Source organism: Rhizobium sp. P2_G2 (genome assembly GCF_056403555.1).
In genome coordinates this window covers 1-10,941 of record NZ_JBFUFF010000154.1, presented here as the reverse complement: position 1 = coordinate 10,941, position 10,941 = coordinate 1, and the positions used below count along the sequence as shown (strand labels likewise).

General features: G+C 61.2%; 10 protein-coding genes. 6 read left to right on the top strand and 4 right to left on the bottom strand.

Features of this window, described 5'->3' with window-relative positions:
- The 4 genes from AC1D06_RS39800 to hemP form a co-directional block, all read right to left on the bottom strand.
- Nucleotides 1–895 (bottom strand): FecCD family ABC transporter permease (locus tag AC1D06_RS39800; protein WP_477991017.1); only part of this gene is annotated, 895 nt, incomplete at its 3' end.
- A 64-nt stretch (nucleotides 896–959) separates the two neighbouring features.
- Nucleotides 960–1,844, bottom strand: a complete 885-nt coding sequence (locus tag AC1D06_RS39795; protein WP_477991016.1) for a heme/hemin ABC transporter substrate-binding protein — start codon at nucleotides 1,842–1,844, stop codon at nucleotides 960–962.
- 9 nt (nucleotides 1,845–1,853) lie between these two features.
- Nucleotides 1,854–2,909, bottom strand: coding sequence for a hemin-degrading factor (locus AC1D06_RS39790; protein ID WP_477991015.1), 1,056 nt, complete (start codon nucleotides 2,907–2,909; stop codon nucleotides 1,854–1,856).
- A 31-nt stretch (nucleotides 2,910–2,940) separates the two neighbouring features.
- Nucleotides 2,941–3,168: a hemin uptake protein HemP gene (gene hemP, locus AC1D06_RS39785; protein ID WP_477881312.1), complete on the bottom strand. Its 228-nt coding sequence runs from the start codon at nucleotides 3,166–3,168 to the stop codon at nucleotides 2,941–2,943.
- 286 nt (nucleotides 3,169–3,454) lie between these two features.
- Here hemP and tolA point away from each other — a divergent pair, with 286 nt between their 5' ends.
- The 6 genes from tolA to AC1D06_RS39755 all read left to right on the top strand — a co-directional run bounded on the left by tolA (nucleotide 3,455) and on the right by AC1D06_RS39755 (nucleotide 10,642).
- Complete coding sequence (gene tolA / locus AC1D06_RS39780; protein WP_477991014.1) at nucleotides 3,455–4,621, top strand: cell envelope integrity protein TolA; 1,167 nt, start codon at nucleotides 3,455–3,457, stop codon at nucleotides 4,619–4,621.
- A 191-nt stretch (nucleotides 4,622–4,812) separates the two neighbouring features.
- A complete protein-coding gene (locus AC1D06_RS39775) occupies nucleotides 4,813–5,064 on the top strand; it encodes an acyl carrier protein (protein ID WP_477881317.1) in 252 nt (83 codons plus the stop codon).
- Nucleotides 5,064–6,245, top strand: a complete 1,182-nt coding sequence (locus tag AC1D06_RS39770; RefSeq protein WP_477881319.1) for an acyl-CoA dehydrogenase family protein — start codon at nucleotides 5,064–5,066, stop codon at nucleotides 6,243–6,245. The genes AC1D06_RS39775 and AC1D06_RS39770 overlap by 1 nt, the downstream gene beginning before the upstream one ends.
- Before the next feature lie 5 nt (nucleotides 6,246–6,250).
- Nucleotides 6,251–7,159, top strand: a complete 909-nt coding sequence (locus AC1D06_RS39765; RefSeq protein ID WP_477881321.1) for an amino acid--[acyl-carrier-protein] ligase — start codon at nucleotides 6,251–6,253, stop codon at nucleotides 7,157–7,159.
- Between the two features lie 3 nt (nucleotides 7,160–7,162).
- Nucleotides 7,163–8,134: a DUF1839 family protein gene (locus AC1D06_RS39760; RefSeq protein WP_477991013.1), complete on the top strand. Its 972-nt coding sequence runs from the start codon at nucleotides 7,163–7,165 to the stop codon at nucleotides 8,132–8,134.
- Between the two features lie 39 nt (nucleotides 8,135–8,173).
- Nucleotides 8,174–10,642 (top strand): glycosyl hydrolase 2 galactose-binding domain-containing protein, encoded by a 2,469-nt coding sequence (locus tag AC1D06_RS39755; protein WP_477991012.1) that lies wholly within the window; start codon nucleotides 8,174–8,176, stop codon nucleotides 10,640–10,642.
- Nucleotides 10,643–10,941: the final 299 nt, after the last annotated feature.

The following is a 10,941-nucleotide window of genomic DNA, read 5'->3' as shown; positions in this document are numbered from 1 at the left end:
GCACCGAGGCGGGCAACAGGAAGCGGTGATCCGGCCCGGCGGCCAGCCGGATCAAATGCGGCACGATGATGCCGACAAAGACGATACCGCCGGAAAAAGCGACGGAGACGCCGGTGGCCGCCGCGACCATGACGATCGCCACGCGCTTGAACGCCTCCACAGGGACGCCCATGTGGAAAGCCGCCGCCTCGCCCAGCGTGAAGGCGTTGAGCCCGCGACTGAGGAACGGCACGACCGCGAGGCACGGAAGAACAACGAGCCCGGCGATCGCCGCCTTCTCCCAGGTCGAGCCGGCGAGCGAGCCGAGGCTCCAGAAGGTGATGTCGCGCAACTGTTTGTCGTCGGCCATGTAGATGAGCAGGCCGGTCAGCGCCATGGCCAGAGCGGCGACTGCAATGCCGGCGATCAGCAACGTGCCGATCTGCGTCTCGCCATCGCGCGACGCGAGTTTATAGAGCGCGAACGTCACCATGAGCCCGCCGAGAAAAGCGGCGGTCGGCAATGAGAAGATGCCGAGCAGGGCTGTGAAAGGCGCCAACAGGGTATGGCCGAAAACGATCCAGAACACGGCGCCGAGGCTGGCGCCGGCCGAAACGCCGACGACGCCGGGATCGGCGAGCGGATTGCGGAACAGGCCCTGCATCGCCGCACCGGAGACGGCGAGGGCAGCACCCGTCAGAAAGCCGAGCACCGCGCGCGGCAGGCGGATATCGATGATCACCACCTTGTCGCGCAGCAGCATGGCAGGATCGTCAGGCGCCGAGACATAGGAACGCAGCACGTTGAATGCAGAGGCAGTGCTCGCGCCCGTCATCACCGAAACGACCAGCAGAACCAGGGCAAGCAAGCCGAGCAGAAGCAGGCCGATATGATAGCCCGTACGCGACCACAGCATCCTGGTTGGTGATCGATCGGGGCGGGTCAAAGCCTGGTCGCCGGCCTGCATTCCCAAAGCCATGTCAGCCGCCGTAGAGTAAGCGGGACAGGTCGCGGATCGCTTCGGCGGTGCGCGGACCGAAACCAAGCAGTGTCATGCTGTTCATGCGGATCAGCGCCTTGTTCCTGCCGGCCGGTGTGAGCGCAATCGCTGGATTGGCCAGAACCTCCGCGTTGGTGGACATTGTCGGGCCGCCTTGATCCATCATCAGGATGATATCCGGCCTGGCGTCGATGACTGCCTCGTCGTTCAACGGCTTGTAGCCCTGGAAACCTGCCGCGACATTGATGGCGCCGGCCAGCTTGAGGATGCCGGCGGCGGCTGTGTGATCACCCGCTGCCATGATCTTGCCGTTGCTGATGGTGAGGACGAAGAGGACGCGCTTGCGCTTGTCCTGCGGGATTTTGGCGCTTGCCTTGACGGCCTCGTCGACATCCGCGCCGACCTTGGCAGCAAGTTCATCGGCCTTGGCTTCGACATTCAACGCCTTGCCCACCGCCTTGATCTTGGCGAGGATCGCATCGCGATCATAGCCTTCTGGAATGGTGGTGACAGGCACATCCGCCCTGGTCAGCACGTCGATGGCCGTCTGCGGCCCGGAACCGTCGATCATCAGAATCGCCGATGGATTGACCGACAGCACGCCTTCCGGCGACAACGCGCGCATATAGCCGATATCCGGCAGCTTATTGACTGCGGCCGGATAATAGCTGGTCGTATCGCGCGCGATGACCTTGTCGCCCAGGCCGAGGTCGTAGACGATCTCGGTGACGGCGCCGCCAATGGTGACGAGGCGGGAGACGTCGAGCACCTTCGCTGCATCGGCCCTGGCAGGGGAGAAGCCAATAGTCGAGACTACCGCCAGCGCAAGCAAGGTGCGGTGGCTGATATCAAAAATGTGGCGCATCGGCTTTCCTCAGGCGGCTTCGGCGTTCTCTGCAGTCGGCAGACCCTCGACCAGCGTGCGCCATGCCGGCATTTCGACATTGCCTTCCTTGCGCTTGCCGAAGAACTGAATGATCATTTCGCCATCGCGGCCATAGGCTTCGAGCGAGGTGACATGGCCGTCCTTGGTCGGCTTGCGCACCGCCCAGGTCTCGGCGATGTGGTCGACGCGCAGATGCAGATGGAAGGTCGGGTCCATGATGTTGAGCCAGGGGCCTATCGGCTGCACTGCGTGGATCGGGCCGGTATGGATCTGCACGATGCCCCGGTTGGCGACGAAGCACATGAGGTTCATCTGGGTCTCGACCGAGCGCTTGAACAGCGCTTCCATGCTGCCGGAGGAGAGTTTCCAGGCGAAGTCGTCGCCGACGGAACGCACTGCCGCCTGGCGGTCGATGTCGAGCTTCTTCAGCATGCCGAAGAATTCATGCGTGTCGGTCATCCTGCTCCAGGCGTCGCGCAGCTCGGCGACATCGAAGCCTTCGGTACGGCCGGAAGCTGCCGGATTGAAACTCTCGCCGGCAAAATCCTGGCTCTGATCCTCGAGCCGGAAATCAGCGACTATTCTGTCATAGGCTTCGAGATTGGACGCCGGGCGCAGATGCACCTTGTGGATCGCCTCTCCCGATTTATCGAAATATTGCAGGCTGCGGCGGACAGTCTCGCCATCCGTCTTGGTGACGGCGAAGGCATGTGCCCAGACGCGGTTGAACACCCTGAGATCGATGTTCTCGCCGAGCGTCAGTGAGGTCATCTCGCCGATCTGAATATTCTCGTAGACACCAATCTTCTCGTGCACGGCGCTTTCGTTGCGGCTGAGCGCCATGACTTCGCCGAGCTCGGGCGCACGCTCGAGCAAGCGATTGGGGTCGGCGTCGATGCGGCTGACGGAAATGCCGCATTCGGCGGCAACGAGTGCCGCTTCGGAAATGCCCAGATTGGCGGCGATGTCACGCTCGCGCAGCTTCGGATTGTCGGCGCGATAGGCGCGGATATCCGCCGGGGTCGGAGCTTTGGTCTCGGTCATCGTCTCGTCCTGTCTTTCGTCGTGTGCCAGATCATTTGTTGAGAATAAGCTTACCCTGCCGGGTGATCTTCATCCGATAGGCTGCGCCCGCATGGTGAATGACGATCTCGCGGCGTCCGGCAAAGAGTGTCTCCGTATCGTATTGCGGCAGCTTTTCAGTCGACGGGGCGGCATTGGGCTCAACCGTTGCTTCATCGTCGTCCTTGCCCACGTCCATCACTTTAGCCGCACCGCTGAATTGTCCAAAACCCGTTTTCATAGTTGACTTCGTTACTCATATTTTCTTATTGACGCAATACCAGTGTTAAAAAGTCAACTTTAAATTTTCGGCATGCGCTTGCAGGCATAAACTTGCGACAAGCATGCGACGAGGCATGATGACGAAAACCGCCGGCAAGCTCGTCAGCCTGACGGAATTGCGGTTCAGGCCGGCCAATTCCAATGACGCCGCGCGCGCCGTGATCGCGCATCATTTCGCCGAAGTGCCGCATTGTGCTTTCGCCAGGGACGACGGGATCTCACCCTATCTTGGCTCAGAGACCGGAATGGGCGCCTTTCCCGGCGCGCCTGATGTCAGCGAACCAGATAACACTGACATACCCGCAATCCAGACGGAAGCGCCTGAGATGAATGGCAGCTTGCGGCGCAGGCTCATGCGCGCGGGTTTCGCGCTTTCTGTCTTCCTGCACGGTGCCTTGGCTGTCGCGGTCGGCATTGCGACGCTCACGGTGCCGGAAGACCCTCCCCAGGAAGAAGGTATGATGTCCGTGGCGCTTGTGACGCAGGGCGACGTCGAAGCCCACATTGCGGGAGCGGAAGAGGATGTTGCGAGGCCCAAAAAGCCCGCGGAGGCTGCGACCAAGCCGATCGAGAAACCGGTGACGGATGCCAAGTCGGCCGACCCGGTGAAGCCGGTTAAAAAAGTTGGCGCGCTACCCACCCTGCCAAACATCCTGACCGAGGACAGTAAGACAGAGACGGAAGCTGTTTCGCCCGACGAACCGGCAGAACAGAAACCGGACCCGATCATCGAAAAACCGGTCGAGCCGAAGCCGATAGAGAAGCGACCGGACGAGAAGCAAAGGCCGGTTGAAAAGAAAGTCGAGCCAATCGTCGAACAGCACCTGGTGCAGCCTGTCGAACAGAAAACGACTGAGAGGCAAGAAGAAAAGCCGGCCGAGGAAAAGCGTGTGGAGACGCAGTTGAAGGAGGAGCCCAAACCCGCTGAGAAGAAGAAGGACGAAAAAGAGAAGCCGGAGCCAGAAAAGAAAGAACTGAAGAAAAAGCCGACGGAGCGGCAAAACCGCCAGGAAAACCATGGCAATCGTGGCGAACAGCAAAATGAACGCCACAAAGGCGATGCCGAGGCGAAGGACAAGGGTCCCGCATCGACCAGTTCCAAGGGTGCGTCCAAAAAGCCCGAGACCGGCAATGCGGCCGAGACAAATTATCGAGGTCTGGTTAGCAGAAAGCTATCACGCGCCAAGGGGCGTATGCCCTCGCCTGCCAACGGGAAATTGTGGGTGACATTCACGGTTCTGTCGGATGGTTCCATTTCGGGACTATCGGTGACTAGGAGCTCGGGCAAGCCGGCTGTCGATGCAATAGCGTTGAAGATCGTGCGCGCGGCATCGCCCTTCCCGCCCATACCGGCGGAAGCTGGCCGGAAAAGTTGGAAAATGACCRTTCCCATGACATTCAGGGGCGGCTGATATTCGCTTTATTTATTTTAGGCCAGCCACAGGGTTAACAGAGAGCTTCAATGTCCGGGCAAATTCGATAGAAAACTATACTTATTCATTAACCTATTGATTTAGCTTATTCTTATACCCTTTTCTCTATTGTCTGTGCCAATCCGGAATAACGGCCGGAAACGAAAAGCCGACAAGAAGGGAATATGGGGATGAACGATACCATTCGCACTCTTTTGAAGAAGCATGCAGGCCTGCCGGTCAATGTCGACGACCTCGCCGACAGCGCCGACCTTTATGCAGCAGGCCTTTCCTCCTTTGCCTCCGTACAGGTGATGCTCGCGCTGGAAGAGAATTTCGATATCGAATTCCCGGACAGCCTGCTGAACCGCAAATCCTTCCAGAGCATTGAAGCTATCGCACGCAGCGTCGCGTCCATCCTCCAGGATAGAAAGGTCGCCTGATGAACATTCCCGTCAACCTGGCGGTGGGCAGCCTGAATGAGCGAGCCCAGCGCGTCGCCGCCGTCGCCAAGGCCTGTGCCGACAGCGTCGACAAAACTGGCGCCTTTCCCGAAGACGCTGTCAACGCGTTGAAAGCCGAACGGCTGCTGTCGATCCAGATCCCTGCCGAATTGGGCGGTGAAGGCGCGTCCACCGGCGAGATCGCCGAATTGTGCTCGATCATCGGCCAGGCCTGCGCGTCCAGCGCGATGATCTTTGCCATGCATCACATCAAGCTTTCGAGCCTGGTCGAGCACGGCATGCAGAGCGCCTGGCACCGCGACTTCATGCGCCGCGTCGTGTCCGAACAGTTGCTGCTCGGCTCGGCCACGACCGAAGGCGGCATCGGCGGCAATTTGCGCAATTCGATCTGCGCCATCGAGGTCGAAGGCGACACCTGCCGGCTGACCAAGGACGCGACTGTGATCTCCTATGGCGCCCGCGCCGATGCGATCCTGATCACATCCCGCGCCCATAAGGACGCAGCGTCGACCGACCAGGTGATGACCGTCTTCCTCAGGGATCAGTATTCGCTGGTCAAGACACAGGAATGGGACACGCTCGGCATGCGCGGCACCTGTTCCGAGGGTTTTTTGTTCACCGGCGAGGCGCCGGCCGTCCAGATCTTCCCGAAACCGTTCGCGGAGATCGCGGCGCAGTCGATGCTCGCCAACAGCCATATCCTTTGGAGCGGCGTCTGGTACGGGATTGCCGTCGATGCCGTACATCGCGCCCAGGCCTTCGTCCGCGCCGCCGCCAAGAAGACGCCGGGCGTCATCCCGCCGGGCGCCATTCGCCTCGCGGAAGTCTCCAACCTGCTGCAGATGATGAAGTCCAACGTCGTGGCCGCGATCAAGGCCTATCAGGACGCCAAGCAGGATGAAGAAAAGCTCTCTTCCGTCGCCTTCGCCGTGGCGATGAACAACGTCAAGATCGCTTCATCGGAAACGATCCTCACCATTATCAACCATGCCATGCTGATCGTCGGCATCATGGGATACAAGAACGGCACGCCGTTCAGCCTCGGTCGTCACCTGCGTGACGCCCATTCCGCCCAGCTGATGATTTCCAACGACCGAATCCTCGGCAATACGTCCAGCATGCTCCTGATCCACCGCCAGGACACCAGCTTATTGGGGTAATTACTATGGATATGCAGGTTTCTTTTCTCGACCGGCTGTTTGACTCCGGTCTGCTCATCGACACCGGCGTCGACGGTCTCTATGGCCGCTCCGGCGAATTCGAGGGCGTCATCGCGGCTTTCGAGCGACTGATCGACACGATCGGTGGCGGCGACGGCGCCGAAGCCATCCGCTTCCCGCCGGGCATGAACATGGCCTATTTCGAAAAGGCCGGTTACATGAAGAGCTTTCCGCAGCTCGCCGGCACCGTGCACTCGTTTTGCGGCAACGATCACGACCATATGAGCCTGCTGAAATGTATGGAGGAAGGCGGCGACTGGACCAAGACCCAGCAAGCCACCGACATCGCGCTGACGCCGGCCGCCTGCTATCCGCTCTATCCGACCGTCGCCAAGCGCGGTCCGATCGCCATGAAGGGCGGCCTTTACGACCTGCAGTCCTACTGCTTCCGCCATGAGCCGTCGAAGGAGCCGACGCGCCAGCAGATGTTCCGCATGCGCGAATATGTCTGCATGGGCACCGAGGCGCACGTCACCGACTTCCGCCAGACCTGGATGGATCGCGGCGTCGCGATGATGAAGTCGATCGGCCTCGATGTCGAAATCGACGTTGCCAACGACCCGTTCTTCGGTCGCGCCGGCCGGATGATGGCCAACAATCAGCGCGACCAGAACCTGAAGTTCGAACTGCTGATCCCGGTCAACTCGGCGGCCAGCAAAACGGCCTGCATGAGCTTCAACTATCATCAGGACGCCTTCGGGCTGAAATGGGGTCTCGACCTCGAAGACGGCTCGGTGGCTCATACCGCCTGCGTCGGCTTCGGCCTGGAACGCATTGCGCTGGCGCTGTTCGCCGCCCATGGCCTCGACACCAAGGCCTGGCCGGAACACGTCAAGAAGACGCTCTGGGGCTGAACCATGCCTTCTGCCGTCTTCCCGAAACTCGTGCCGCAGCACTACCTGTCGCATCCGCTCCATGACCCGGAGCGGATCTGGCCGGAGACCAACTGCTATGTCGATCTCTGGATCGAAGTGCTGAACGCGCTCCGGCTGCCGCCGGAGGCGATGCTCGGCTTCACGCTGACGCAGGATTTCGAGGGCGACCAGTTCACCTTCTTCAAAGTGCCGCTGGAGGATCTCGAAAGCCTGTACGACATCCGCGTCACGGAACTGGCGATCTTCGACAAGGTCGAAGATCATGTGAGCCAGCAGATCGCCCGCGGCCGACTCTGCCTGCTCGAAATGGACAGTTTCTTCATGCCCGATACCCAGGGCGTGGGCTATCGCAACGAGCACGGCAAGACGACGATCGGCATCAACCGCCTGTCCGAGAAGGACAAGGAGCTCGACTATTTCCACAATGGCGGCTTCTACCGGCTGTCGGGCGAGGATTTCGACGGCGTGTTCGGCCGGTTCTATCCGGAAGGCTCGCCGCCATTCCTGCCCTATACGGAATTCGTCAAGTTCCCCGAGTCCCTGCCGGGCAAGGGCCATATGCGGGCACAGGCCCGGGCGCTGCTGGAGCGGCATCTGTCGCGCATGCCGCGTGCCAATCCGGTGGCGGCGTTCGCGCGTGAATTTCCGATGCAGGTCAGCGCCATCGCCGACCGGCCGTTCAGCTTCTTCCACAAATATGCGTTCAATACGCTGAGGCAGCTGGGCGCGAATTTCGAACTCGCCGCCAGCCATTTCCGCTGGCTGTCTGATGATGCCGAATTCGAGGAGGCGGCAAAGTCGGCGCTGGTCATTGCCAACACGGCCAAGACGGCGCAGTTCCAGCTCGCCCGGGCGTTGACGCGCAAGAAGTTCGATGCGCTTGGCTCGGTGCTCGATCCGGCGGTCGAAGGCTGGGAGAAGGTGGCAACTATTCTGCAGGCCCGAATCAGCTAACAGTTTGCCAAAACGCGCTGTTACTATTTGGGGCAAGGCATGAACACGACGCCATCGGCACTTTCGACACGGCATTCGCTGGCCGGCGACTGGGCCATGGTGATCTCCGAGGCCGGCGCCTATGCGACGCCGGCCGATATTCCCGAACGCGTGCACTCCATCGCAGCACCGGTACCGGGAACGGTGGCCGCGGCGCTGGAACGCGCCGACCAATTCGACCGCACCGATCCTGTCGGCCTGAATGACCGTGATTACTGGTATCTCGCGGTGCTGGAGGAACAGACGCCCGGTCCGGCGCGGATCGAGTTCGGCGGCCTTGCCACCATCGCCGAAGTCTATCTCAACGACGAAAAGATCCTCGACAGCAAGAGCCAGTTCATCCCCTATGACGTGCCGGTCACCTTAAGGGGCACGGACCGGCTGGCGATCTGTTTTCGCGCGCTCAATCCGCATCTCAAGATCGCCGGCCCGCGCGCCCGATGGCGGCCGCAGATGATTACACCACCAACCATGCGGCTCGTGCGCGCCACGCTGCTCGGCCACATGCCGGGCTGGTGTCCGAATGTCGAGGCGATCGGTCCTTTCCGGCCGATCCATCTGATCCGCGAAGGCGCGGTCGACATAGATGATGTCCGCATCAATGCGGCGCTGGACATGGACGGGATCGGCGTACTCGACGTCTCGTTCCGGTTCTCAGGCCAGGCGCGAGACCTCCGGGTCGCCTGCGCCGGCCAGACCGTTCCCGTGATGATTTCCGCCGATGGCCACTTGCGGGCGAAGCTGACGCTCGACACCGTCGGGCCCTGGTGGCCGCATACACATGGTGAGCAGCCGCTCTACGGCGTCGAACTCATCGTCGACGGCGTCAACCACATGATCGGACGCACCGGTTTCCGTAACATCTCGCTGGACCGCGGCGTTGACGGCAAGGGATTTACCATCGAGATCAACGCGCTGCCGGTCTTCTGCCGCGGCGCTGTCTGGACCAATGCCGATATCCTCCGCCTGCCCGGTGGTCGAGAGGATTATCGCCCGTGGCTGGAGCGCGCCCGCGATGCCGGCATGAACATGATCCGCATCGGCGGCACTATGACCTATGAGAGCCGCGATTTCTTCGACCTCTGTGACGAACTCGGCCTGATGGTCTGGCAGGATTTCATGTTCGCCAATTTCGACTATCCGGTCACCGATGCCGAATTTGTCGAACTGGTCAGGCAGGAGGCTGCCGATCTCTTGAAATCGCAGCAGGGCTCGCCGTCGCTGACCGTGCTGTGCGGTGGTTCGGAAATGTTCCAGCAGGCGGCGATGCTCGGCCTGCCGAAGAAAATGTGGGGCGGGCCGCTCACCGATGACATCCTGCCGGCGGCCTATGAAGGATGGCGACCGGATGTGATCTATGTGCCGAATTCACCCTTCGGCGGTGCCATGCCCTTCTCGCCCAACGAAGCTGTCACGCATTATTATGGCGTCGGCGCCTATTGCCGGCCGCTCGACGATGCGCGCCACGCCAATGTCCGCTTTGCCGCGGAAAGCCTCGCTTTCGCGCATGTGCCGGAACAGGTGACACTCGACGAGCATCTGCCGGTGCCGGCGGTCCACGATCCCCGCTGGAAGGCCCGCGTGCCGCGCGACCGCAACGCCTCCTGGGATTTTGAAGACATCCGCGACCACTATCTGCAGGAGCTTTATGGCCTCGACCCGGCGCGGCTGCGCCGTGAGGATCCTGCCCGCTACCTGGATTTTTCGCGCGCTGTCACCGCAGAGGTCGTCGAAGCAACCTATGCCGAGTTCCGTCGGCCCAACTCCGGCACGGGCGGCGCGCTGGTCTGGACGCTGCAGGATCTTTTACCCGGCCCCGGCTGGGGCGTGATCGATTCGACCGGGTTGCCAAAGCCAGTCTGGCATGGCTTACGGCGCGCCTTCCGGCCGGTGCAGGTTCTGCTCAGCGACGAAGGCACGAACGGCCTCTACGCGCATCTGATCAACGAGACCAACCGTAACCTGGCGCTGACACTCAGTGTTACCTGTCTCAGGGATGGCGCGACGCCGGTGGTTTCCGGCACGCGCGATATCGAACTCGTGGCGCGGAGCGAAGCGAGCTTCGCCGCGACCGATCTGTTCGGCGCCTTTTTCGACACGACCTATGCCTTCCGCTTCGGCCCTCCGTCGCATGATGTCACCGTGGCAAGTTTGGTCGACCGGGCCAGCGGCCGCGAAATCGCCTCAGCCTTCCATTTCCCACGGGGTCGCATGGCCGCGCTCCACCCGGCTGTCATCACCGCCAGCCTGCAGCGGGAGGGCGGCGATTGGGTCGCCAGCCTGTCCACGGACCGGCTGGCACAGTCGGTACAGATCGCCACTCCAGGCTGGATGCCAGCCGACAATTGGTTCCATCTCGCGCCCGGCCGCGAAAAAAAGATCAGGATCAGCACTTTTTCCGCTGCCGTTAACAATAAACTCGAGGGGACTATCCGTCATCTAGGGGCAAGCATGATCGTCAATATCTAGAGAGACCGCGATTGCAGCCAAAAACCCGGACATCAAGGTCCCTGGTCACAGTTCGGCAGTGTTTTGCCTTAGAGCGTGTCGCATCTATTTGGAGCCATTCTGCCGGGACGGATTTTCGTCAGGACCAAGGCGATGGCCGAACGGCGGTACATAGAGTACCGTCGAGGCCATCGCCGCAGGAACTGGCGGAAAGACGCCCGGCCCACCAGGCGCGCCGCTTCGCCCAAGCGAAGCGGGAAAAGCGCCCGGCGATTCAAGAGTCTTGCAGATTTGCCTTGCAAATCTGCGGGGAGGTTGGC

What these genes read in the sequence shown, in the direction of transcription:
- AC1D06_RS39790 (WP_477991015.1), bottom strand. Translation starts at nt 2,909, where the DNA reads ATGACCGAGACCAAAGCTCCGACCCCGGCGGATATCCGCGCCTATCGC.
- AC1D06_RS39795 (WP_477991016.1), bottom strand. Translation starts at nt 1,844, where the DNA reads ATGCGCCACATTTTTGATATCAGCCACCGCACCTTGCTTGCGCTGGCG.
- AC1D06_RS39775 (WP_477881317.1), top strand. Translation starts at nt 4,813, where the DNA reads ATGAACGATACCATTCGCACTCTTTTGAAGAAGCATGCAGGCCTGCCG.
- AC1D06_RS39755 (WP_477991012.1), top strand. Translation starts at nt 8,174, where the DNA reads ATGAACACGACGCCATCGGCACTTTCGACACGGCATTCGCTGGCCGGC.
- AC1D06_RS39760 (WP_477991013.1), top strand. Translation starts at nt 7,163, where the DNA reads ATGCCTTCTGCCGTCTTCCCGAAACTCGTGCCGCAGCACTACCTGTCG.
- hemP (WP_477881312.1), bottom strand. Translation starts at nt 3,168, where the DNA reads ATGAAAACGGGTTTTGGACAATTCAGCGGTGCGGCTAAAGTGATGGAC.
- AC1D06_RS39765 (WP_477881321.1), top strand. Translation starts at nt 6,251, where the DNA reads ATGGATATGCAGGTTTCTTTTCTCGACCGGCTGTTTGACTCCGGTCTG.
- AC1D06_RS39770 (WP_477881319.1), top strand. Translation starts at nt 5,064, where the DNA reads ATGAACATTCCCGTCAACCTGGCGGTGGGCAGCCTGAATGAGCGAGCC.